Here is a 24,121-nt window from a genome sequence, read left to right on the forward strand (position 1 = left end):
CGTCCGTCAGGTGGTCGCGCCGCTAACCGGCGTCGACGGTGTTGTCCTTGCCGACGACCTGTTCGACCGCCTGGTCGTAGTCCTTCGCGGCCTCGGCGGGCGTCTGCTGCCCGGTCATGACGGACTCCATCGCGACCTGGATCGCGTTCGAGACCTGCGCGTAGTCACTCGTCGCCGGGCGGAAGTTCGTGTGCTCCACCAGGCCGGAGAAGAACTTGAACGTCGGGTTGGCGTCCGTGTACGCGGTGTCCTCGGCGACGTCCTTGCGGACGGCGATCTGGCTGTTCTCGGTGTCGTACTTCAGCGAGCCGTCCTTGTCGAGGAAGGTCGTGATGAAGTCGAACGCCGCCTGCGGGTTCTTCGACTTCGAGCCGACCGCGAGCGTCCAGCCGCCGGACATCGAGTTGTAGCCCGGCTCCTGGCCGTTCTGCGTCGGGAACGCTGCCTGACCCATGACGTCGTTCCACTCCTTCCACGGAGCGGTGCCGGACTCGAGCCACGTGCCGGACTGCCACGAGCCGTCGAGGTCGATGGCGAGCTTGCCCTCGGGCAGCCACGTCTGCGCGATCGTCGTGCCGACGTTCGTGTCGAGCGCCTGCTGCGGTGTCGGGCCGAGGCCGCCCTGGTAGACGTCCTTCACGAACTTGAGGGAGTCCTCGAACTGCTTCGAGCCGACGACCCACTTCTTGTCCTTGTAGAGGGTGTTGCCGTCGCCGTCCGCGCCGTACAGGAGCATCTCGAAGCCCTGCATGGTCGAGGCCTCGCCCTGCGCCTTGCCGGAGTAGATGTTGAACGGGATGACGCCCGCGTCCTTCTCCTTGATGGTCTTCGCGGCGGCGAGCACGTCGTCCCAGGTCTTCGGCTCCCACGGGACGGGCAAGCCGACCTTCTTGAAGATGTCCTTGTTGTACCAGAGGGCCCGGGTGTCGGTACCCATCGAGACGCCGTAGATCTTGCCGTCGTCGCCCTGGCCGGCCTGCTTCGCGTTGTCGTAGAACTGGTCCCACTCGTCCCACTTGTCCGTGTACTTGTCGAGGGGCAGAAGGTAGCCGGCCTCGGCGTCGGACTTGATGAGGAAGGTGTCCTCGTACATGACGTCGGGGGCCGTCGCGGGCGCCTTGTTCATGAGCGCGAGCTTCGTGTAGTAGTCGTTGCCCTGCGCCTGGATCGGGACGAGGGTGACGGTCTTGCCCGGGTTCGCCTTCTCGTACGCGGTCTTGACCTCCTTCATCTGCGCATCGAGCTGCTGGAAGGCACCGAACTTCTGGTACGCGATCTTGATCGTGTTGCTCGAGGCGGACCCCGAGCTGGAACAACCCGCCAGTCCGACCGCGGCGACTGCCACGGCTGCGAGACCGGCGATGATTCGGGTGCGGCGTTTCATCGGTGCTCCTTTGCACGGGATGTCCGCGGGCTCCGTCACCCGCGCGCAGGATTAGTACAGCGTGTGGACTTATTCGTGTCAAGAGCTTTCGGTCACGGCTCCGCAACGGTGCCGAGCTCGGGAGCGCGCCCCTCGTGCCCGGGGCGGGGCGCCCACCTGGTCGGAACGGGCGTACCTGGCCGGAACGGGCGTACCTGCCGTGACGGAACGACCAGGTACGCCCGGAACCGCTCCCCATCGCACCCGTTGTGGGAAGGAACGGGTGGCGCACGCACGACGCCCCCGCTGCCGGGAGGGCAGCGGGGGCGTCGTGGGACGCTCGGCGTCAGGCGCGCGCGGCTCCCGCACGGCGCCGACGCACCACGAGGACACCGGCACCGGCCGTCACGAGCAGGAGCGCCGCGGCGATGCCTCCCGCCAGGTCGGCACCCGTGAACGCGAGCTCGCCGGTCGCGGGGTCGACCGTGACCTCGGTCCACCCGAGCACGGTGCCGTCGAGCGCGGCCACCACCAGGCGGTGGGCACCGGCCGACACGTCGGCGGGGACGAGGACCGTGACCGTACCGTCCGCCGCGACCGTCGGGGTGCCGAGCAGTCGGGCGTCCGAGAACAGCCAGACGGCCACCGGCTGCCCGGCGTACCGCGTGCCGACGGTGATCGTCACCGAGGACCCCGCGCGCACGGTGTGCGGTGCCGAGACCGAGCCGCGGTTCGCGTCGGCCAGGGCCTCGGTCGGAGCGACCGGAGCGGTCGTGGTGGAGGGCACGGACGGGGTCGGGGTCGGTGCGGACCCACCGGTCCCGGGCGTCGGGGCGGGCGTGCTGCCGTCACCCGGGGCGGGCGTGCTGCCGTCGCCCGGAGCGGGCGTGCCGCCGTCGCCGTCACCCGGCTCGGTCGTCGCGTCGCACGGGTGGGTCCCGGTGCGGAGCGAGGCGCCGTTCGTGTCGTTGTCGTCGGCGTAGAAGGTCGCCCGCGCACCGTCGACGCAGCGGCCCGAGATCGCGAAGCCCTCGTTCGCGAGCGTCCGGTCGGCGTTCGCCGGCGCCTCGTACAGCGACGCGAGGGCGAAGGCGCCGTCCTGCACGTCGAAGAGCGCCGTGCGACCGGAGCACGCCTCGTCGCAGACCACCCAGAGGGCGTCGAGCGTCGGGTCGAACTGCACCTCGGCCACCAGCGAGAACGGGGTGCTGATCGTCGCGACGCGCTGGAACGACCCGTCGTCCATCAGGGCGTAGGCGTACACGCTCGCGGTGCCCTCGACACCGACGAAGAAGAGTCCGTCACCGTGCCCGGGGTAGGACGCCGGGGCGTAGGCCGCACCGGTGTGCTGGTCGACGAAGCCGCGCTCGGTCAGCCAGGCGTCCGGCACCCAGGTGACACCCTCGAGTCCGGCGTTGGCACCGAGCCCGGGGAAGTCCGCGGCGAGGTTCCACTCGTCGGTCGCCCGCAGCGTGGACTCCGCCCCGGCGGTGGTGGCGAAGCGCAGGACCGCGGGGCGGCTCACCTTCGACACGTCGTTGTCGCGCTCGGTCGACACGTAGACGGCACCGGGGTCGTCCGCGGTCACGGTGACGCCCTCGGCGTCGGGGGTCCCGGTGCCGTCCGCGTAGCGCAGGTCGGTGCCGGCGGCGTTCGTCGGCGCCCAGCCGCCCTCGCCGTCCGGCGCGAGGTGGTACAGCAGGCCGTCGCCGTTCTGCACCGCCCAGAGCTGCCCGTCGCGCGAGGTCGACGAGGTCGTCCAGTCGAGTCCGCTGAGGTCACCGGTGAAGGTGCCCTCGGCGTCGAGCACCGTCTCGTCCGGTCCGCCCGGCCACGCCTCGGCGGTCACGACGCCGGCGAAGCGGTTCGCCGCACCCTTGGTCGGCTCGGCCGTCTCGGCGAACTCGCCCGTGCCGTCGGGGTTGCGCCCGTACGTCGTCGCCGCGTGGGCGGTCCAGGAGTACGCGTCGACCCGGACCCCGCGGGGGTCGGAGAGCCGCACGCTGTCGGCCTTGCCGAGCCCGAAGCCGAACTGCGCCTCGTCGAGCACGGTGAAGCCGCCCGCTGCGACCGTGGTGCCGGCCGGGATCGTCCAGGCGTGGTCGTCCTCGCTGTCCCGCAGCACGTACCCGCCGAGGTCGACCGTGGTCGTCCCCACGTTCGTCAGCTCGACCCAGTCCCCCGGGGTGCCGTCCTGCGACTCGACCTCGTTGATCCGCACGGGCGAGGAGCAGTCGTTCGGGGCGCCCTTCGTCGACGCGGTGGTGTCGACGAGCGTGCCGGAGCCGTCCGGGCAGCTGCCGTACGTGACGACCGCGTGCGAGGTCCACGCGTACCGGAGGGTCAGCGTGCCGCTCGTGTCGTAGAGCCGCACGGCGTCGGAACCGCCGAGCCCGAAGCCGAAGCCCGTCCGGGTCGTGGTCTCCTCGTCGACGACGAGGTACCCGCCCGCGGCGATGGTCGAGCCGGCCGGCAGCGTGTACGCCGTGTGCGTCGAGTCGGAGTCGAGGAAGCGCCAGCCGCTCAGGTCGATCGGCGCCGACGAGGTGTTGACGAGCTCGACCCAGTCGTTGTCGTCGCCGTTCGACTCGACCTCGTTGATCGCGAGGCCGGTCGCGGGGCCGCTCGTGACGCGGGCGCCGACGGTGGGGTCGTCGTCGCCGACGGCAGCGAGGGCGGGGCTGGCGGTCAGGACGCCGGCGGCGAGGGCGAGGCCCGTCGCGATGCCGGCGCCGACCCGCAGGGCGGGTGTGCGCATGCAGAGTCCTTCTCGGGTTCGGGGGGAGACCTGCACGACTGTTCAGGACCCGGGCGTCCGTGCGGTGACCGCCCGGTGAACGACGGGTGTCGCGGGAGCGGTCGCCGACCGGTCGACAGGAAGCGCGCGTCGACAGGAGGCGCGTGGCGGACAGGAGGCGCGTGGCGGACGGGAGGCGCGTGCCGGCGCCGCACCGCGCCTCCCGTCCGGCGGTGGTTCCCGTCTCCTCCCAGCAGCCGTCGGGAGGATGGTGGGGACCACGCGAGGCGCGCGTCCGGTCGGAGAGGACATCGTGTCGAACGAGAACAGCCAGGCCGCAGTGCAGTCGATGATCGACCGGGCCGGGCGGATCACCGCTGACGAGGCCGAGGCGCTCGACGTGACCTGGAAGGCGGACGAGGGCATCGTCGTGCCGGAACCGAGCGCGTCGCTCGCGATCCAGGGCGGGGCGGACGGCCGGATGGTGACGAACGCCGACCTCCTCGCCGCGTGGCAGCACGCGCTCGAGGCGGCGGGCGCAGCCGGCCGTGTCGACGAAATCGAGGCGGCGCAGGAGGCCGGGCGTGCGGTGAAGCACTCGGACGCGCACCTGCGTGACCGGGCCGGCGCCGAGGAGGCCGTCCGGTCGGCGGTGCTCGCGACCGGGGTGCGCGACCTGCTGTCCGACGACGAGTACGCCACGCTGACCGCCGCCTGGCGGAAGGTGCTCGGCGAGGTCTGAGGGGCGACTGCCCCGGGTCAGGGGCGGGCGACGCCGCCGAAGTCGGGCGAACCGTCGGGTGCCGCCGGCAGCGGTGTTCCGTCGACGTAGCGCGGCCACGCGAGTGCCCGGGCCCCGTCCGGCCGACGCTCGTAGAGCAGGCCGTCGCTGCCGCAGACCGTCGCGGCCTCGTCGTGTGTCCGTCGTCCGTCGGCCGCCGGCGCGGTGGGATCCACTGAGACGGCCGGAGCCGCGGCGACCGCGGGGCCCGCGGGGACGGCCGGAGCCGCGGAGACGGCGGGAGCAGCCGGGACGGCGGGAGCAGCCGGGACGGGCGTGCCCGTCCAGCCGCCGGCGACCGGCGTGGCTGCCGCCAGCTGGCTCCGCCACGCCACCGAGGGGGCGTCAACGGACGCACCGGCACCCGGGCCGCCGTGGTGCCGCGGCCGGAACAGCGCGTTGCTCAGCGGCACGACGACGGTGCCGAGCAGGTCGAGGATGACGACCACCCACACGAGCCGCCAGTACCCGCTGGCGAGGTCGGCGTCCGGGGCCAGCAGCGGCACCGAGAGCAGCAGGGCGAGCAGCGCGATGACGCCGACGGTCACCTTCGCCACGAGCTGCAGCAGCGGGGTCGGGTAGCGGCGGTGGATGACGAGCAGCAGGTGCACGTGCAGCAGGGCGAACCGTGCGACGAACACGATCCCGAGCCACTGCCAGAAGTGCTCGCCGACGAGCCAGATCCCGTCGCCCCCGTACGGGTCGGTCGGCACGACCCAGACCTTGAAGAGGCCGGTCACGAGCAGGTACATCGACACGACGATGCTCGCGAACGCGAACGTGCCGGACCGCCGCGAGGACACGTCGGCGTCGTACCAGGACAGCAGCGCGAAGACGACGACCACGACCACCGTCAGCAGGAGCTGCACCGCGACCCGGCCGAAGTCCCCGAGGAGCACCGCGACGATGCCCACCAGTCCGGCCGCGACCACGGCGCCGATGATCGTCCGGAAGACCATCGGGCGGACCCGGGCCCAGCGTGGGTCGATCGTCCCGGTCGGGTCGTCCGTGATCGTCATGCGGCCCTCCGTCGCGTGCGTGTCCCCGAACCCTAGCGAGACGGGCCGTGGCGGCGCAGCACCGCGAACGGGGGCCCGACCATCCGGGCCGTCAGCGCCGGATGAGCAGGGCGCTCGCTCGGGGGGAGAGCGCGGCGTCGAGCACCAGGCAGGCCGCGCCGACCGCCGTCACGTCCGCGCCGCGACCGCTGTCGACCACCGCGACCGGGTGCTTCGGCACGAGCAGCGGTGACGCGACCACCGCCGCACGGGCCGCGGGCAGCGCGACCGGCGCGATGCGTGACCAGAGGGGCCCGCCGAAGACGACCCGGTCGATGTCGAGCAGGTTGACGATGACGACCACGGCCCGTCCCATCACGGCGCCGGCCTCGGCCGCGAGTCCCACCGCGACCTCGTCGCCGGCCTCGATCGCGGCGCCGAGGGCGTCCCACGCCCGCTGCACCGCGGCGATGCCGTCCGGCTCGCCGGGGCCGAGGCCGGTTTCGTCGTCGCCGAGCCGCAGCCCGCGGGCCCGCGCCACCTGCACGAGCCGGTCGGGCGCGACGGTCCCCCCGACCTCGCCCCGGCTGCCGGCACCGTCCGGTGTGCCCGCCAGCGCACCCTGGTCGACCATGATGTGCCCGGCGTCGCCCGCGTTCGACCCCACGCCGCGCACGGGTTCGTGATCGACGACGAGCCCCACGCCGAAGCCCGTGCCGAAGTACACGAACGCGAAGTTCCGCGCCGACGACTCCCCCGCCAGGAACATCTCCCCGACGACCGCGGCCGTGACGTCCTTCTCGAGGAGCACCGGGAAGCCGGTGGCCTCGGCGAGCGCGTCGCGGAGCGGGACGTCCCGCCAGCGCGGCAGGAACGGCGGGTCGAGCACGACGCCCGCGTCCACGTCGATCGGTCCCGGGCTCGCGATGCCGACCCCGAGGACGCTCTCCACCGCCACCCCGGCGTCCGCCACGAGACCGGCGATGGCGGTGGCGATCGTGCGGACGACCTCGGTGGGGTCGTCCGCCGACGGCGTCGACGTCGTGGTCTCGGCGACCACCCGGCCCGCCAGGTCGAGGAGCACGTACGTCACCACGGCCGGGTCGACGTGCACCCCGACGGCGTAGCGGCTGGTGGCCTCGAGCCGCAGGATCGTCCGGGGCTTGCCCCGTCCAGCGACGACCGTGCCGGACTCGGCGATCATGCCCGCCTCGATGAGGAACCGCGTGACGTTGGACACCGTCTGCGCGCTCAGGCCCGTGCGGGCGGCGAGCTCGACGCGGCTCAGCCCGTCCGGCGAGCGACGGACTGCGTCGAGGACGACGGTGCGGTTGAAGCCGCCGATCGAGGGCAGGTTCGCCCCACGCCGATGCTCCGCCATGTCGCGACCCTACCGCCGCGGACGGGCGTGCAACGTTGCTGCAACGGACCCTGCTGCGTCCTGGCACCCCGACGGGGTGCACCGCTAGCCTGAGCGGCATGACGGACCTCCGCCTCGAAGCCCTCTCCGCGTCGACCGCCGCCGCGGCGAACTCCCTGACGCTCAAGCCCGGGCAGGAGCAGTTCGTGCAACCGACGACGTACGGCGTCGCGGAGTCCGACGTGAAGCCGAGCTCGGCGTGGACCCGCGTCGTGCTCGACGGCGACCGCGTGGTCGGCATGATCATCGGCACCTTCGACGAGGAGAACCGCGAAGAAGAGCTGCGCAGCGCCATCTGGCGCGTCAACGTGGCCGCCGACGCGCAGGGCAGGGGCGTCGGCCGGTTCGCCGTGCACGGCCTGGCGGACGAGGCCCGGAGCCGTGGCTTCGAGCGCCTGACCGTGGTCTACGAGCCCGGCGGCAACGGTGGCCCCGAGGCGTTCTTCCGCGCCCTCGGCTTCGAGACCGTGCGCGACACCCAGTACGGCGACCACTTCGCCGTGCTCGCTCTGTAACCGCCCGGGTGACGGAGCCGGACTTCGGCGCAGCCGTCGCCGAGGTCGTCCGGCTCATCCCGCCGGGCTGCGTCATGACCTACGGCGACGTCGCCGCAGCGCTCGGGTCCCGTGCCTCGCGCGCGGTCGGCAAGGTGATGGCGCACGAGGGTGCCGACCTGCCCTGGTGGCGCGTGGTGCGGTCCGGCGGGCTGCCGCCGCTCCGGCACGAGGCACGCGCGCTCGAGCACTACCGCGTCGAGGGGACGCCGCTCGTGCACGGTCCGTCGGCCTGGAGGATCGACATGGGTCGTGCGCGCTGGTCACCCGCCACGGACGCCGAAGATCCGTTCTGACCTGCTCGCGCAGGGCACGTCACGCGGGTCGCTTCAGACGTCGAAGCGCGTGCCCTTCGGGTTCGACGGCAGCAGGAACAGCACGAGCAGCACGAGTGAGCCGATACCGACGAGCACGTGCAGGAACTGCCAGAAGCCCGACCGGTTCGCGTCGTGGAGCCGACGGGCGCCGAGCGCGAGCGAGCCGACCAGCGTCGCCAGACCCCAGAGCACGAAGAGGTACGAGCCGACCGGGTTCTCGAACGCAGCGCTACCGGGCGTGAACAGCTGCGGGACGAGCTGCAGCACGAGCCCGACCACGAACGACGTGACCCACCACCACCAGAACTCCGCACGCGACGCCCGCCCGGTGAACACGGTGTACTTCTGCCAGAAGCGCCGGAACGCCGCGGAGAAGGGTGCGCCGTACCAGGGATCGCGCAGGGCGACGCCGCCGGGCTGCACGCTGTCGTTGCTCATGGGAGCAAGCCAACCACGTGCAGCCCGCTGCGTCAGAAGGCGCCGCGAGGGCAGGCGGGGCGCCGGGCTTCGTTTGCAGCCCGGACACCACGCCCTGACGTCACGCGCACGCCCAGAAGCTCGCTGAGCTCTCCTTGTGCCCGTGAGCACAGCCGAACAGGCTGATCGCGCTCGCGAGCGGCGTGATCTCAGCTCGCTGAGCACGACCCTGCATCTCGATGATCGATCCCATCAGTTCACCTCCCTTCTGTGGTGTGGTTCTCCGGCGCGGTCCGCGCCGGAATCCAGGCGAGCGGATCCGGCGTCGTCGGGAGACTCAACAACACACCGGCACTTCCGGTCGCGAGGTCGCTGGAGAGTCGGAGGCACCCGTCTCCCGCCATGTGGACTTCGCCACGCCAACTGAAGGACCGGCGCGCCAGTCGTTCGTGCAGGCTGACCACCAGTTCGCCGACCTCAGGGTGGAGTCCGATCGCACTCCGCAGTGCGAGCAGCAGCCCGGCACTCCCGTGGAAGAGCCCGTCGAAGACCTGCACACCGCCCGCGCAGGACTCCACCAGCCGGTCGATGTTCCGCGTCCACAACGCGTCGTGTTCGCCGACGAGTCCTCGACGCCGCATCGTGGTGAGTGTCAGGAGGACTCCGGCTGTCCCGTTCGCAAGGTAGGGGAACACTCGGTCCCCATCGGTCTCGCGGAGCCCGATGGTCCCGGCAGACGACCGCCTGATCTGGTCGCAGTCCCGGCCCAGGGCACGGCGCGCCGCCTCGTCCGCGGAGGCCGAGCGAGCGCTGTCCGGCGAGAGGGCGAGCGTCAGCGCGATCCCCGTCCAGCCGCCGAGCAGACCCGGAGACGCGTCGAGCGCGATGGTCGCGGAGCCGCTCGACACTCTCCCGAGAACGATGTCCTGCAACTCGCAGGCGAACTCCGCGTCCAGCGCTCGCAGCGCCAGTGCGGCACCGCTCAGGCCCGTCGCGAGCGAGCAATCGTCCGACGCAGGAGCCAGGAGACGTACTCGCTCGAGGAGCTCGTGCGCTTCTTCCGTCCGACCCGCCGCCGCCAGGACGTAGGCCGCACCCGACAGTCCGTCGAACGCCCCGATCCGGTCGGTGCCCTGTGCCGCGCCCGCGAGGAAGTCGAGGTCAGCCGGCTCGGGCACCTCCCCCAGGCGAAGCTGCGCGAGGAGGACGCCCGCGAGCCCGAAGGCGCACGACATCCTCGCGAACCCCTCGGTCCCTCGAGGGTCGCCCGGGAATCGTCGTGACGCTCCCGGCCTGCGGCTCTGCCGGATTCCCCTGCGCAAGGCGGGAGCCAGTCCGGAGGTCTCGATCGTCGAGACCTCGACACCCTGGACGGCGAATGCCCGTCTCCCTCGTGCACCACCAGCTCGGGCCTCGCCCTCCGCCAGGAGTTCGGCGAGCTCTGCGGTGCCCTGCTCGCGGACGCGTTCGAGGGTCGACTGCCAGTGGTGCGGAGCCAGGAGTTCACGCGCGAAGCTCGGATCGAACATCGATGCGACGGTCCTTGTGAACGCATACCAGTCGCTCGCGGCCGCGTCGAGCCCGTCCGGTGCTCGGTACCCGAGAGCGTTGAACGGCGAGCGCCCGCGTTCGTGCGGCTCGCGGTGGTCCTCCAGGTCGATGAGTCTGACGCGGAGCGCAGGGGACAGCATCACGTTGCTCGGGTGCAGGTCACCGACCACGACCCCGCAGTTGTGCGCGAGCTCGACGGCCTCGAACAGCCCGCGTGCGATCTCGGTGCTCGCGTCCGCGTACGTGGCGGCGACGGCGCCGCGGTGTCCCCGCGCCCTGAGTTCCGGCAGCTCCGCGACGGTCCTGGCGGACAGGGTCTGTCCGCCGAGGAACTCCATCTCGAGGAACGCATGCTCCAGGACACCGAAGAGTCGGAGCGGTTCCGGCGCGATCCCGGTGCCGTCGAGGACCTGCAGGTTCCGGTGTTCGGTCTGCAGCCGCTGTCGTGCGGAGCGTCCGTTCGCGTCGACCCCGGCCGACCGGCGCGCTTCCTTCAGCACGGTCAGCTTCCCGTCCTCGCCCGCCGCCAGGTACACGCCGCCGGCGTTCGAGAACTGCAGCGGCTCGATCGACCGGAAGTCGAGCAGGGGGTTGTCGGTCGGACTGCGTCGGTAGTCCGCGATCGCCTCTGCCACGCAGTCCGGGACGTGCACCCCCGCTGGTTCATCGAAGCGCGGACCACGGACGTCCTCGACGAGCATCCCGTTCGCGTCCGGCCGAGCGGCGACACGCCGTCCTCCACGCTCGACGTAGAGCGGCTCGAATCCTCCGTAACGGAAGTGGACCGGCCCGGCCCGGAACCGGACGTCCGAGAGGATGTACGGCCCCTCGAAGGATCGGAGTGCCGCGTGCAGCTCCTCCGCCAGGCTGTCGAGTTGATCGTCGGACGTCGGGTAGATCGTGACGGCCTTGCCCGACGCAGAGCGATCGGCGTTCTTCGCATTCCTCGCGATCAGGCCGAGGACGCTCGGGACGTACTTGAACGCGACGTCTGCACGGAAACAGATCTCAGCAGCGAGGCGGAGCGCTTCCTCGTACGCCTCTGGGCAGAGCGACAGGTGGATCTTCCAACCGTGGGTCCGACGGCGGACTCCGGCGGGGAACACACCGGTCCATGCGAGTCCCGGCGCCGAGCGCCACGAGGTCGGCGCCGCCAACGAGATCCGGTCGGATCGTTCGTGGTCGGGCTCGTAGAACGGACTCGAGTCCGAGCAGAACGTTGTGAAGTCCACGAAGTCCCCATTTGACATGTCACCGGCCGGTATCCTGACCCTACAACGAGGAATCGAGGCAGATGACCATGACGAGGACCTCCACCGAACCGCTGGACGTCCGAGGCGTCGAGCTCGCAGTGGGCCGCGGACCCGTGAGGAAGCAGCTCGTGTCCGGCGTCTCGTTCACGTCGGACCGCGGGACGATGACCACACTCGTCGGGAGGTCGGGCTGCGGCAAGTCGACGCTGCTCCGGTGCCTGGCCGGGGCGGTACGGCCGTCATCCGGGAGCGTCCGCATCGCCGGAACTGACCTCTGGCCGCATCCGCGACGCCGCGACCGAGGCGACCGGGAGGGCGCAGTCGGCATCGTCCTCCAGTCGGACAATCTCGTTCCGTCGCTCTCCGTCCTGAACAACGTGGCGCTCCCTGATCGGCTCCGCGGCAGGCGGGACTGGCGCGCTCGGGCCGAAGCTGCGCTCGATCGGGTCGGGCTCGAGGGGCGCGGGCGCGGTCGGCCCGACGACCTGTCCGGGGGTGAGCACCAGCGTGTCGCGATCGCACGGCTGATCGCGTCCAGACCGGCAGTCGCTCTCGTCGACGAACCGACCTCCTCCCTCGACGAGGTCACTGCGGAGAGCGTCGCAGGTGCGCTGCAGGAACTCGCGAACACCGGGACGGCGGTCCTCGTGGTCACGCACGACCTCCGGCTCGCGACGAGGGGAGACCAGACCTTCACGATCGAGGGCGGACTCCTCCACGACAGGAGTGGTCAGGACAGCGCGTCCCTCCGCTCCGCGCTCGAGGACGTCCGGTGCTGATCCGGCTCGTGTTCGTCGTTGCCGAGACGTTCGGCACATGGCGGTCGGCCCGCGACTGGGCCGGGTACGCGGCGCAGGTCGCCCTGACCTCCTTCGTCGTGTCGGTGATGTGCGGTCTGGTCGAGACGGCGAGCGGACTGGGGGGCGACGTCGGCGCATCGCTGCGTTCCTTCACCACTCCGGGCGTGCTCGCTGCGGCGGTCTGCGCGGCGGTCGTCACGGGGAGCTCGGCCAGATCAGCGCACGCAGCCCTGCGCGATGGTCGGACGGTGTGGGCGGCATCCGGTGTGGGCCGGCCCCTGGCGCGCGTCGTCGTCCTGGCGCAGACCATCACCGTCAGCAGTGTCTCGACCGTCCTCGGCCTGGCTGGCGCTCACGCTGCGATCACGGGCGTCGGGACCCTCGTACTGGGCACCACCGAGATCCCCCTGCGGTTCGGTGCCCCGACGTGGGTCGCGGCCTCGGTCATCGTCGGCGCGACCCTGGTGCCCAGCGCAGTGGACGCGATCCGCCGACCTGTCGAAGCGGGGCCCTCGAGAGGACACCCGTCCCGGACCGTGGCGCTGTCGGTCGCCGCGATGACCTGGACGGGCACCGCCGCCTGGCTCGCACTCGTGCCGGTCAGCTCCGTGCGGGCGCTCGAGCAGCGAATCGCCCTCTCGATCGTGTCGCTCGCACTCGCCGTCATCGTCACGTCAACGGTCGTGAACACTCTCAGGAGCCGCATCGCATCGGCTCTCTCCCGACCTGACACGGTCGGCACGGGCCTCGTCTGGGTGCTCGGACTCGGTTCGGCAGCGGGGGCGCTGCGGGCATCGACCGCGGCGCTGGGCCCGATCCTCGCATCCGTGTCACTGACCGGCGGCGCTGTCGCAGTGTTCACGCTCGGCGACATCGCGAGCGCACGCCTCACCGGAGCGGGCGAGACGTCCACCGTCAACGTCAACTCGATCCTCCTGACGTTGACACCCGTCCTCCTGCTCGCTGTCGGGGCGAGCATCATCGCCTCGGCGACCGGGGATCCACGGCGGAGGACGGCGACGAGGGTGCTGCTCGCCGCTCGAGTCCCCCTCCGGACGCTCGTCGCGGCGGCCGCGCTCGGGGCCGCGACCTCAGCCGTGCTCGCGGCATCGCTCAGCCTTGCCGTCGTCCTCGCCGCCTGCACACCGATCGTCATCGCTGCGGGTCTGGACGTCCGAGCCCTCGTCAGCGCCGTGTGCAACCCGGTCGAGGCGGGACTCCTGCTCCTCATGGGCGCGCTGCTCGTGATCGCTGCGGCCGTGAGGACGGCGGCAGCAGGTGTCCACGTACCGGCACGCGGATGACGCGCCCGATGGTGCCGGGCGCGTCATCCCTGCACCATCGGGCGGTCCCGTCCCGCTCGCGGCTGCAGCCCGGTCCGTCAGACGAGCGAGTCGCGCCAGGCCGCGTGCAGCTGCGCGAAGCGCCCGGTCCCCGCGATGAGGTCGTCGGGCGTGCCGTCCTCGACGATCCGGCCGTACTCCATCACGAGCACCCGGTGGGCGATCGCGACGGTCGACAGTCGGTGCGCGATGATCACGGCCGTGCGGTCCGCGAGCAGGGTCTCGAGCCCCTCCTGCACGAGCCGCTCCGACGGGATGTCGAGCGACGCCGTGGCCTCGTCGAGGATGAGCACCTTCGGGTCGGCGATGAACGCCCGGGCGAACGACAGCAGCTGCCGCTGCCCGGCCGACACCCGACCGCCGCGCTTGTTCACGTCGGTGTCGTACCCGTCGGGCAGGGCCTCGATGAACGTGTGCGCGCCGACCGCCTCCGCCGCCCGCACGATCTCGTCGCGCGTCGCCCCCGGCTTGCCGAGCGCGATGTTGTCCGCGACCGAGCCGGAGAACAGGTACGCCTCCTGCGTCACCATGACGATCGCGCGCCGCATGTCCTTCGGGTCGATCTCCCGCAGGTCCACCCCGTCGAGCCGCACCGAGCCCCGCGACGGGTCGTAGAACCGCGCCATGAGCTTCGCGAGCGTCGACTTGCCGGCACCGGTCGACCCGACGAGCGCGATCGTCTGCCCCGCCGGGATGTGCAGGTCGAACTCGGGGAGCACGACCTTGCCGGCGTTGTAGGCGAACTCGACGTCGTCGAAGTCCATCGCGCCCGTCGCCTCGGGCAGGCGCACCGGCTTCGCGGGGTCCGGCACCGACGGCCGCTCCTCGAGGACGCCGGAGATCTTCTCCATCGCCGCCGAGGCCGACTGGTACCCGTTGTAGAACATCGCGAGCTCCTGGGCCGGGTCGAAGAACCGCTTGGCGTACAGCGCGACCGCGAGCAGTGCGCCGACCTCGAGCGAGCCCCCGACGATCCGGAAGCCACCGACGATGACGACGGCCGCGAGCGTGGCGTTGCCGATGAGCACGAGCACCGGGTCGAACGTCCCGAACAGGTTGAACACCTTCGTGTTCGCGACGCGGTAGTCCTCGACGTAGCGGCCGTACTCGTCGCGGTTGCGGGACTCCTTGCGGAACGCCTGCACCGCCCGGATGCCGGTCATGGTCTCGACGAAGTGCACGATGACGCGCGCCGAGGTCACGCGGGTGGCCCGGAACAGCGTCTGCGAGTTCGTCTGGAACCAGCGGATCAGGAACCAGAGCGGCACGAGCGACACCGCGAGCACGAGCCCGGACGTCGGGTCGAGCAGCACGAGCGCGATGCCCGTGAACACCATGTAGAGCACGCCCTGGATGAGCTGGTTCAGGCCGGAGTCGAGCAGCTCGCGGATCGAGTCGAGGTCGCTCGTCTGCCGCGAGATGATCCGCCCCGAGGTGTACGTCTCGTGGAACTCGAGCGAGAGCCGCTGCGTGTGCAGGAACACCCGCTTCCGCAGGTCGAACAGGATCGCCTGGCTGATCCGCGCCGCCAGCACGGTGTACCAGGCGGTCAGGACGGCGCCGAGCACCGCGACGACGATGTACGTCGCCACGACGCCGAACGCCGGCACCCAGTCGTTCTCGTCCATCACCCGGGGCAGGGCGTTGTCGATGCCCCACGCGATGAGCGCCGGACCGGCGACGGTGCCCGCGGTGGACACCACCACGACGACCCCGAGCAGCACGAGCCGTGCCTTCAGGGGCGCGGCGAGCGACCCGAGCAGAGCGAGGGAGCGACGCCGCAGGCGCTTGCTCTCCGCCTTGGTGAAGTCCTCGCGCTCCTCGCCGCGCACGCCCTGCGTGGTGATCGACGCGGTGATCGGGGCGGCAGCCTGCGCGGCCGCGGCCTCGTCGAGGACGGGGTCCGCGCCTCCCGACCCGACTGCCGTGTCCACGGGCGGTACCTGCTCCTGCTGGCTCATGCCATCGCCTCCTCTCGGGCGGGTGCGTCGTCCTCGTCGAGCGACGAGATGACGTAGCGGTAGTGCTCGTTGGTGGCCATCAGCTCCGAGTGGGTGCCGACGGCGGTGATGCGGCCGCCCTCCATGAGCGCCACCCGGTCGGCGAGCGTCACGGTGGAGGGGCGGTGGGCGACGATGAGCGACGTCGTGTCCGCGAGGACCCGTCGGAGCCCCGCCTCGACGCGGGCCTCGGTGTCGACGTCGAGCGCCGACAGCGGGTCGTCGAGCACGAGCACCGACGGCCGGGCGGCGATGGCCCGGGCCAGGGCGAGCCGCTGGCGCTGGCCGCCGGAGAGCGACAGGCCCTCCTCGCCGACGCGGGTGTCGACGCCCTCGGGCAGGTCGTCGACGAACGACGCCTGCGCGATGTCGAGGGCCTCGCGCAGGATCCGCTCGGCCTCGTCCCCGGACAGGTCCGGACGTCCGAGCAGCACGTTGTCCCGCACGCTCGTCGAGAAGAGCGTGGCGTCCTCGAACGCGACACCGACGTGCCGACGGAGCTCGGCGCGGGACAGGTCCCGCACGTCGACGCCGTCGATCGTGATCGAGCCGCCGGTGACGTCGTAGAGCCGCGGCACGAGCGACAGCAGGGTCGTCTTGCCGCTGCCGGTCAGGCCGACGAGCGCCATGGTCTCGCCGGGCTGCAGCTGCAGCTCGACCCCGTCGACCAGGTCGGGGTACGCGTCCGTGGCGTCCTGGTACCGGAAGTGCACGGCGTTGAACGACAGCGCCCCGTGCGGCTCGGCGATGGTCCTCGGCTCCGCCGGGTCCTCGATCGTGTTCTCGGAGTCCATGACCTCGAAGAACCGGTCGACGGCGGTCCGGGTGTCGAACGTCATCGACAGGAAGAAGCCGATCGACTCGATCGGGAACCGCAGCACGGTCGCCGTCGCGAAGAACGCGAACAGCTGTCCGACGGTGAGCTCGCCCTGCGACGCCAGCCAGATGCCGGCGAGCAGGCAGAGCGCGAACGCGACGTCCGGCACCAGCAGCAGCCACAGCCAGATGCTCGCGATGGCCTTCGCCTTCTCGATCTCGGTCCCGCGCAGCGCCTCGGCCTGCTCGCTGAACTCCTCGAGCTTGCTCCGACCGCGACCGAACGCCTTGAGCACGCGGATACCGTGCACCGACTGCTCGACGCTGGTCGCGAGGTCGCCGACCTGGTCCTGGCTGCGCCGCGCGACCACGGAGTACTTCCGCTCGAACAGCAGGCCGTTGATCCACAACGGGATCGACGCCACCAGGAAGATCAGGCCGAGCAGCCACCCGAAGGTGAACAGCACGACGAAGCCGACCGCGATCGTGACGATGTTCACCACGAGCAGCACGACGCCGAACGCCAGCCACCGGCGGATGAGCGACAGGTCGGACACCGAGCGGGACAGCAGCTGCCCGGACTCCCAGCGGTCGTGGAACGACACCGGCAGGTCCTGCAGCTTCGCGTACAGCGCGTTGCGCATGCTCGTCTCGATGCGCGTCGACGGGCGCATCACCAGCCGGCGGCGCGACGCGATGAAGAACGCCTCGAGCGCGCCGAGCGCGAGCACGCCGAGACCGGCGGGCCAGATGAGCGCGGCGTCGCGCGACGACAGCGGACCGTCGACGAGCCACTGGAGCACGTACGGGATCGCCAGGGCGACGAGCGAGGCGCCCATCGCTGCGGCCATGCCGCCGAGCAGCCGCCAGCGGTACGGCTTGACGTACGGGTAGATGCGCGCGATGGCGCGCAGGGTCGAGGGGCGGTCGGTGGACGGGAGCGCCTGGTCGGGCGTTGTGGACATGCGGTTGCGTCCTCGTGCGTCGTGCCGCGTCCGCTCGGTCGGGTCGCCGGTCCCGTCGACGGGTCACGTCGGCGGGTGGCGGTCCGGCCGGGAGGCACGGTGTGGCCTTGCGTGGGTCGTCGGCCGGGCGCGTGGTCGCGCGCCGTCGCCGTCACTCGCGTGACGTCGACCGGGCCGGTGGGCACCGGGGACGCGGGTCCCCGGGTTCTCAGCGGACGGTCCGCGCTCGCCGACAGGTCGTCGGGCGCGGGGCCGTGGGAGGGGCCTGGCTAGGCGGCGGCCGCGGCTCGGTACCGCAGCGGCAGGGCCGCTCCGGTACGGGGTCGCGGAGCGGGAGTGGTCCCCACGAGGGACACGAGACCCGTCCGGGCAGCCGTCGCCACTGTTCCGGTCGTCGCGTCCATCGTCACTCCAGTCGTCGTCTTCGTCACCGTTGTGTCCGCCGGCACGGCCGATCCGGTTGCGATCGTCGGTACTCGGTGCGGAGCCTTACAGACTATTCACAGTCGCTGCTGTCGCGCAATGGCTCCGGCGTTGTTGGACGCCGTCGATCTGAGCACGGCTCAGTGCGCCCGGTGGGCCCAGTAGGCCCAGTGGGCTCAGTGGAAGAAGTGCCGCTCACCCGTCAGGTACATCGTCACGCCCGCTGCCTGCGCCGCCGCGACCACCTCGTCGTCCCGCACGCTGCCGCCCGGCTGGGCGACGGCACGGACACCGGCGTCGAGCAGGACCTGCAGCCCGTCGGCGAACGGGAAGAAGGCGTCACTCGCTGCGACGGACCCCGCGGCCCGCTCCCCGGCACGATTGACCGCGAGGTGGCAGGAGTCGACCCGGTTGACCTGGCCCATGCCGACACCGACGCTCGCGCCCTGGTCGGCGAGCAGGATGGCGTTCGACTTCACGGCGCGGCTCGCCTTCCACGCGAACGCCAGGTCGGCCAGGGTCGCGGCGTCGGCGGGCTCGCCGGACACCAGCGTCCAGGTGGACTGGTCGAACGCGGTGAAGCGGTCGGCGTCCTGCACGAGGAAACCGCCGGAGACCTGCTTGACCTCGCGGGTCGCGAGCGCGAAGTCCGCCGGCAGCGTGAGCAGGCGGATGTTCTTCTTCTGCGACAGGATCTCGAGCGCCTCGGGGTCGAACGCCGGTGCCACGACCACCTCGGTGAAGATGTCGCGGACCGTCTCGGCCATCTGCTTCGTGACGGGGCGGTTGGCGGCGATGACCCCGCCGAACGCCGACAGCGGGTCGCAGGCGTGGGCGGCGGCGTGTGCCGAGGCGATCGGGTCGACGGCGTCCGCCGGGGCGATCGCGATGCCGCACGGGTTGGCGTGCTTGATGATCGCGACGGCCGGGGTGTCGAAGTCGTACGCGGCACGGACGGCCGCGTCGGCGTCGACGTAGTTGTTGTACGACATCTCCTTGCCGTGCAGCTGCGTCGCCTGCGCGATGCCCGCTCCCCCGGCGGTCGTGTACAGCGCCGCGGCCTGGTGCGCGTTCTCGCCGTAGCGGAGCGTCGCGGTCAGGTCGGCCTCCAGGCGGAGGGAGTCGTCGAACGACCCCGGCGTCTCGACGTCGCCCGCACCGGTGCCGTGCCCGGCGGCCCCGGCGGACCCGACCACGTCGGACGCGAAGTACGCGGCGACCGCGGCGTCGTACGAGGCGGTGTGCGCGAAGGCCTGGGCGGCGAGCCGCTGCCGGAGCCCGAGCGTGGTCCCACCGGCGCGGACGGCCTCGACGACCTCGGCGTAGGACGACGGCGACACGACGATCGCGACGTTCGGGTGGTTCTTCGCGGACGCCCGGACCATCGCGGGGCCGCCGATGTCGACGTTCTCGACCACGGTCGCGGGCTCGGCGCCCGAGGCGACCGTCTCGACGAACGGGTACAGGTTCACGACCACGAGCTCGAACGGCGCGATCCCGAGGTCGGCGAGCTGCTGCTCGTGCGACTCGAGGCGCAGGTCGGCGAGCAGGCCGGCGTGGACGGCCGGGTGCAGCGTCTTCACGCGGCCGTCGAGCGACTCGGGGAAGCCCGTCACGCTCGACACGTCGGTGACGGCGTAGCCGGCGTCGCGGATCGTCTGCGCCGTGCTGCCCGTCGACACGAGCTCGACGCCGGCGTCGGCCAGGGCGCCGGCGAGCTCGAGCAGGCCGGACTTGTCGCTCACCGAGACGAGTGCGCGCCGCACGGGCACGACGTCGCGGTGGCGGTAGAGGCTGGGGTCGGCGGCGTGCACGCTCATGCGCTCGGGGTGCCCTTCAGGTCGGTGGTGCCGTTGGCGATGTCGAGGATGGTCTGGACGAGCAGGCGGCGTTCGACCGGCTTGATGCGGTCGTGCAGCGTCGACTCGGTGTCGCCCGGCAGCACCGGGACGCGCTCCTGCGCCAGGATCGGTCCGGTGTCGACGCCGTCGTCCACCTGGATGATGCTCGCGCCCGTCTGCTCGACGCCGGCGGCGAGGGCGTCCCGGACGCCGTGCGCACCGGGGAACTCGGGCAGGTACGCCGGGTGGGTGTTGATGATCGCCGGGGCGAACTCGGACACCACGGCGTGCGGCAGCAGGCGCATGAGGCCGGACAGCACGAGCAGGTCGGGCGTCCACGGGCGGATCTGCGCGGCGAGCTCGGCGCCCCACTCCTCGCGCGTGGCGAACCGGGAGAACGGCACCGTGAAGGTGGGGATCGAGAACTCCTCGCCCAGGCCGAGGCCCTCGGCGTCACGGTCCGCCCCGATCGCGACCACGCGGGCGGGGTACTCGGCGTCGGTCGTCGCCTCGAGCAGGGCTCGGAGGTTCGAGCCGGTACCGGAGATCAGGACGACCAGTTCGAGCACGGGGTCCAGCCTAGCGGCGGACGACCGCCCCGCCGATCGCCAGCAGCGGGAGCGCCTGCGCTGTCGCGGACCCCGGGGCGCAGCCGTAGACGACCAGCTGCAGCCCCGGCGACCCCTGCACGGCGAAGCTGTGCGCGTCGAACTCCAGCCCACCGACCTCTCCGTGCACGAACCGCTTGGTCGTCGCGGCCTTCCGCTGCACCCGCTGCGCACTCCAGCGTTCCTCGAACTCGTCGCTGCGTCCGCGCACCTCGGCCACGACCGCCAGGAGGCCAGGGTCGGCTCCGTGCTCGGCGGTCGCGGCGCGCAGGCTGGCGACGGTCGAGTCCGCGGTCCTCGACCAGTCCACGTGGAAGTCGCGAGCAACCGGATCGGTGAAGGTCATCCGGACGAGGTTGTCGAACCGGGCGAACGGTGCGTGGACGCCGCGGGCGAGGGCGTTCGCTGCGAGGACGTCGTGGGCCGGGTCGATCACGAACGCCGGGTGCGCTGACCACGAGTCGAGGAGCTGACCGAGCGCCGGTGAGACCGAGCCGGGTGCGCGGGACCGCCGCGGCGGCGGGACGAGCCCGGCGAGGGTGAAGAGGTGGTCGCGCTCGTCGCCCTCCAGCTCGAGCCCGTCGGCGATGCCGTCGAGCACCGCCGACCCGGGGCTGACCTCGCGCCCCTGTTCGAGGCGCGTGTAGTAGTCGACGCTGAGGCCACCCAGCACCGCCACCTCCTCTCGCCGGAGGCCGGCCACGCGGCGGAGCCCGCCATAGGGCAGGCCGAGCGCCTCCGGGGAGAGACGACCGCGGATCGCCCGCAGGTACGCGCCCAGGGCAAGGTCGGCAGAGGACGACGGCACGCTGACAGGGTAGTTCCGACGGCGACCGCCTCCCTGGTCGTGGCACACCCCGGAACGACGCGGCACGGGAAGCCCTGCACACGAGACGGACGCTGGCTCCGTGAACGACGACACTCCCACCACCCCCCACCCCTACCTCGGCCTCTGGGTCACGGCCGACGGCCGCGTCCGTCACGAGCTCCGCACCGGAGGCCGGTACGTCGAGGCCCGCGGTGACCGCGAGGCCGCGTACACCGGCAGCTACGAGGTCGCCGGAGCCCACGTCGAGTACCGGGACGACACCGGCTTCACCGCGGACGGCGACTTCCGCGACGACGTCCTGCACCACGGCGGCATGGTGCTGCGACGCCGGAAGGTCGTGCTCGTCACAGGTGCCTCCAGCGGTATCGGCAGGGCGACCGCGCTCCGGCTCGCCTCGGCCGGTCACCCCGTCGTCCTGGGGGCTCGCCGGGTCGACCGTCTCGGATCCCTCGTGACGGAGATCGAGGGCGCGGGCGGCCAGGCCCTGGCGGTACCGACGGACGTCACCGACCTCGCCTCCACACAGGCGTTCGCCGACGCGGCCACCGCGCGGTTCGGGCGCATCGACGTGGTGGTTGCGAACGCCGGCGTGATGCCGCTCTCGCCCCTGTCCTCCGGGCTCGTCGAGCAGTGGGACCAGATGATCGACGTCAACGTGCGCGGGCTCCTGCACAGCATCGCGGCGACCCTCCCGACGATGCTCGCGCAGGGCGCCGGCCACTTCGTGACGATGGCGTCGATCGGTGCCCACAGCGTCACGCCGACGGGGGCCGTCTACTGCGGCACGAAGTACGCGGCACGGGCGATCACCGAGGGCCTCCGCCTGGAGTCGCCCAGGGGGATCCGGGTGACGACGATCTCACCGGGCGTGACCGAGTCGGAGCTGGCCTCCACGATCACCGACGCGACGGCCGCCGCCGCGATGGAGGCCTACCGCGCCGACTCCGTCTCCGCCGACGCCATCGCCCGCGCCGTGGAGTACGCCGTGGCCGAGCGGCCCGACGTGGACGTCAACGAGATCGTCGTGCGACCCGCGGCTCAGCGCTGACCGGTTCGACGGCGCGACCCGAGGAGCGCTAGGCGTCGTGCTTCGGACGGCGCCACCAGGGCAGCTCGTCCTCGGCGATCTGGTCGGTCTGGTCCCAGCGGGTGCCGCCGGTCGCGGGCGATGCCGGCCCGTTCGTCGCCGGGCTGGGCTCGTCGGCGTCGTCGCGGCCGGCGACGAACTCCTCGGTGCTCCACGGGAAGGCGGGCTGCTGCTCGGTGCCGGGTGCGTGCGGGAGCGTCTCGTCCACCGGTCGCGGTCCGTCGTCCCTCGTGCTGCCCGCGCCGGTTCCGCCGACGCGGTCACGCAGGTCGCCGGCACGGTCGCGCAGGTCGCCGGCGCGCGCCCGGACGTCGTCGGCGGCGCCGCGGAGCCGGTCCCGCAGCCCGCTGATGCCGCCACGTGCGGGGGCGGCCGGTGCGGGAGCGACCCGCTCGGCGGCGACCGCGTCGGTCCGCGCCCAGTCCGGCAGCGGCACGTCGTCCGGTTCCGCGACGGGTGTGCGGCGGGCGATGACAGGCTCGTGCTCGTGCTCGTGCTCGTGCTCGTGTTCCTGCGACGAGGAGGGCTCGCGCGCACCGTCGTGCGCTGTGTCGGTGTCGGTGTCGGTGTCGGTGTCGGCGATCGGCTCCGTCGGGTGGTCGTCCGACGCGGCCCCGGCAGCACGGGTCGACGAGTCGTGGGCCTCCTCGACGGTGAACCGGTGGGACGCTGAGGCGCGTCCGGCACCGGCCTCGTCGAGTGCGGCGACGAGCGAGCCGGCGCGGGCGTCGTCGGCAGCGTCCTGGTCGGCCTCTATCCAGCGGTCGCGGCCCCGGGAGCGCTCGGGCAGCCGCACGAGGTCGCTCCCCACGGCGAGCGCCACCGCGGCCGGCACGCCGACCTCGAGGGCCGCGAACACGCCGACGAGCAGGCCGTCCGGCCCGGCCTGGGTGAGTCGGCCCGGGCCGAGGGACCCCGACGTGAGCGCCGTGGCCACCCCGGTCAGCACGCCCGCCACGACACCGGTGGCCGCTCCGGCGAGCGCCCGGCGGAGCGGGCTGTCCGCCGAGCCGAGCGCGCGCACGAGCGCGGGCCGCATGAGCCCGGCCACGACGAACCCGGCGACGACGGGCACGAGCACCCCGAGCAGGCCGAAGGTGTGTCCGGAGGCGGGCAGGGCGCCGAAGACGGGGATCCCGGGGATGGGGCCGAGGACCGTGCCGATCGGCGAGACGTTCGACCCGGTGCCGATGGCGAACCCGGGGCCGACGAGCCAGGCGACGGCCCACCCGACCAGGTCGGGCAGGAACGCGAGCTGACCGACGGTGAGCGCGATGCCGCCGATGACCCCGGCGTGCGAGCGCTCGTACAGGGCGATGACCTCGGCGAACGAGGTGACGAACAGGAGGGCGACGACCACCCCGGCGGCCGCGACCACGACGGCGGTCACCGCGGTGCCCGCTCGGAGGGCGAAGCCGGCGGTGGTGCGCCACAGCACGGGCACCCGGCCGACCTGGTCGAGCAACCGGCCGGTCAGCGGGTCCGCCGGCAGCCCGCGGCGCATGCGGCACACCTCGGCGGTCACGAGTGCGGGGACGGCGAACCAGAGCGCCGGGAACACGATCGCCTGCCAGACGACCGGCTCGGTCGCCGCGGAGGTGGACGAGAGCGCGATGGCGAGTCCGAGCAGGGCCACGCCCGCGGTCCCGACGAGCAGACCCGTCGTGCGGTGCTCCGTCTCGGCGAACCGTCGACCGGCCCGCCCTCCGAGCCAGGCCGTGACGACCGCGAAGCCGAGGGCCGCGAGGGTCACGTGGATGGGGTCGCCCGCACCCTCGATGCCGGACGCGCCGGCCGTGGCGGCACCGAGGTGGAACGTGACGTCCACGCCGTGTCCGACGAGCCAGACGCTGCCCGCGGCCTTCCAGAAGACGTCCCAGTCGACCTGCAGCCCGTACTCGAAGCCCCAGAGCAGGGTCAGCGGCACGAGCGCGATGCCGATGCCGACACCGACCGTCACGATCGCCTCGACGGCGGCCAGCAGTGCGGTTCCCAGGCGGTTCATCGCAGTCAGGGTA

The 24,121-nt window shown here is 72.3% G+C and carries 19 protein-coding genes; 6 read left to right on the forward strand and 13 right to left on the reverse strand.

Annotation, left to right across the window (positions count from 1 at the left end):
• Positions 1-22 precede the first annotated feature (22 nt).
• A complete protein-coding gene (locus tag QUG92_RS04955; RefSeq protein ID WP_289457928.1) occupies positions 23-1,384 on the reverse strand; it encodes an extracellular solute-binding protein in 1,362 nt (453 codons plus the stop codon).
• 325 nt (positions 1,385-1,709) lie between these two features.
• Positions 1,710-4,121: a lamin tail domain-containing protein gene (locus QUG92_RS04960; RefSeq protein ID WP_289457929.1), complete on the reverse strand. Its 2,412-nt coding sequence runs from the start codon at positions 4,119-4,121 to the stop codon at positions 1,710-1,712.
• A 292-nt stretch (positions 4,122-4,413) separates the two neighbouring features.
• Between QUG92_RS04960 and QUG92_RS04965 the strand changes: the two genes are divergently transcribed.
• On the forward strand, positions 4,414-4,842 hold the full coding sequence (locus QUG92_RS04965; protein WP_141718953.1) for a hypothetical protein: 429 nt from the start codon (positions 4,414-4,416) through the stop codon (positions 4,840-4,842).
• A gap of 17 nt (positions 4,843-4,859) precedes the next feature.
• Here QUG92_RS04965 and QUG92_RS04970 read toward each other — a convergent pair whose 3' ends face one another.
• Positions 4,860-5,900 carry a hypothetical protein gene (locus QUG92_RS04970; RefSeq protein WP_289457930.1) on the reverse strand — a complete coding sequence of 347 codons (1,041 nt, stop codon included), beginning with the start codon at positions 5,898-5,900 and terminating at the stop codon, positions 4,860-4,862.
• Positions 5,901-5,991: 91 nt separating this feature from the next.
• Positions 5,992-7,260, reverse strand: a complete 1,269-nt coding sequence (locus QUG92_RS04975) for an ROK family transcriptional regulator (RefSeq protein WP_182045436.1) — start codon at positions 7,258-7,260, stop codon at positions 5,992-5,994.
• A gap of 98 nt (positions 7,261-7,358) precedes the next feature.
• On the opposite strand from QUG92_RS04975, the gene QUG92_RS04980 reads away from it, so the two are divergent.
• Together QUG92_RS04980 and QUG92_RS04985 are read left to right on the forward strand one after the other, a co-directional pair.
• On the forward strand, positions 7,359-7,814 hold the full coding sequence (locus QUG92_RS04980) for a GNAT family N-acetyltransferase (protein ID WP_182045435.1): 456 nt from the start codon (positions 7,359-7,361) through the stop codon (positions 7,812-7,814).
• An 8-nt stretch (positions 7,815-7,822) separates the two neighbouring features.
• Positions 7,823-8,149 carry an MGMT family protein gene (locus tag QUG92_RS04985; RefSeq protein WP_182045434.1) on the forward strand — a complete coding sequence of 109 codons (327 nt, stop codon included), beginning with the start codon at positions 7,823-7,825 and terminating at the stop codon, positions 8,147-8,149.
• Between the two features lie 33 nt (positions 8,150-8,182).
• Here QUG92_RS04985 and QUG92_RS04990 read toward each other — a convergent pair whose 3' ends face one another.
• The 3 genes from QUG92_RS04990 to lanKC form a co-directional block, all read right to left on the reverse strand.
• Complete coding sequence (locus tag QUG92_RS04990) at positions 8,183-8,608, reverse strand: DUF805 domain-containing protein (RefSeq protein WP_182045433.1); 426 nt, start codon at positions 8,606-8,608, stop codon at positions 8,183-8,185.
• Positions 8,609-8,708: 100 nt separating this feature from the next.
• Positions 8,709-8,840, reverse strand: coding sequence for a hypothetical protein (locus QUG92_RS04995; RefSeq protein WP_289457931.1), 132 nt, complete (start codon positions 8,838-8,840; stop codon positions 8,709-8,711).
• Between the two features lie 4 nt (positions 8,841-8,844).
• Entirely contained in the window at positions 8,845-11,370 is a 2,526-nt protein-coding gene (lanKC, locus tag QUG92_RS05000; RefSeq protein WP_289457932.1) for a class III lanthionine synthetase LanKC, read from the reverse strand.
• Positions 11,371-11,555: 185 nt separating this feature from the next.
• Between lanKC and QUG92_RS17095 the strand changes: the two genes are divergently transcribed.
• Positions 11,556-12,170, forward strand: a complete 615-nt coding sequence (locus QUG92_RS17095) for an ABC transporter ATP-binding protein (RefSeq protein WP_353062757.1) — start codon at positions 11,556-11,558, stop codon at positions 12,168-12,170.
• Positions 12,164-13,495 (forward strand): hypothetical protein, encoded by a 1,332-nt coding sequence (locus QUG92_RS05010; protein WP_289457934.1) that lies wholly within the window; start codon positions 12,164-12,166, stop codon positions 13,493-13,495. Before QUG92_RS17095 ends, QUG92_RS05010 begins: the two co-directional genes overlap by 7 nt.
• A gap of 77 nt (positions 13,496-13,572) precedes the next feature.
• Here QUG92_RS05010 and QUG92_RS05015 read toward each other — a convergent pair whose 3' ends face one another.
• The 5 genes from QUG92_RS05015 to QUG92_RS05035 form a co-directional block, all read right to left on the reverse strand.
• Positions 13,573-15,381: an ABC transporter ATP-binding protein gene (locus tag QUG92_RS05015; protein ID WP_182045454.1), complete on the reverse strand. Its 1,809-nt coding sequence runs from the start codon at positions 15,379-15,381 to the stop codon at positions 13,573-13,575.
• Positions 15,382-15,491: 110 nt separating this feature from the next.
• The gene (locus QUG92_RS05020) at positions 15,492-17,315 is read right to left on the reverse strand and encodes an ABC transporter ATP-binding protein (protein ID WP_289457936.1); all 1,824 of its coding nucleotides are present in this window, start codon (positions 17,313-17,315) and stop codon (positions 15,492-15,494) included.
• 599 nt (positions 17,316-17,914) lie between these two features.
• The gene (gene purH, locus QUG92_RS05025) at positions 17,915-19,558 is read right to left on the reverse strand and encodes a bifunctional phosphoribosylaminoimidazolecarboxamide formyltransferase/IMP cyclohydrolase (protein WP_289457937.1); all 1,644 of its coding nucleotides are present in this window, start codon (positions 19,556-19,558) and stop codon (positions 17,915-17,917) included.
• Complete coding sequence (gene purN, locus QUG92_RS05030; protein ID WP_182045430.1) at positions 19,555-20,148, reverse strand: phosphoribosylglycinamide formyltransferase; 594 nt, start codon at positions 20,146-20,148, stop codon at positions 19,555-19,557. Before purN ends, purH begins: the two co-directional genes overlap by 4 nt.
• Positions 20,149-20,158: 10 nt before the next feature.
• Positions 20,159-20,995 (reverse strand): helix-turn-helix transcriptional regulator, encoded by an 837-nt coding sequence (locus QUG92_RS05035; protein ID WP_289457938.1) that lies wholly within the window; start codon positions 20,993-20,995, stop codon positions 20,159-20,161.
• 100 nt (positions 20,996-21,095) lie between these two features.
• Here QUG92_RS05035 and QUG92_RS05040 point away from each other — a divergent pair, with 100 nt between their 5' ends.
• On the forward strand, positions 21,096-22,064 hold the full coding sequence (locus QUG92_RS05040) for an SDR family NAD(P)-dependent oxidoreductase (RefSeq protein WP_289457939.1): 969 nt from the start codon (positions 21,096-21,098) through the stop codon (positions 22,062-22,064).
• Between the two features lie 28 nt (positions 22,065-22,092).
• On the opposite strand, the gene QUG92_RS05045 is transcribed toward QUG92_RS05040, so the two are convergent.
• A complete protein-coding gene (locus tag QUG92_RS05045) occupies positions 22,093-24,108 on the reverse strand; it encodes a cell division protein PerM (RefSeq protein WP_289457940.1) in 2,016 nt (671 codons plus the stop codon).
• Between the last annotated feature and the right edge of the window lie 13 nt (positions 24,109-24,121).

The sequence above is a fragment of the Curtobacterium citri genome (assembly GCF_030362955.1).
In the GTDB taxonomy this organism is placed as follows: Bacteria; Actinomycetota; Actinomycetes; order Actinomycetales; family Microbacteriaceae; genus Curtobacterium; species Curtobacterium citri.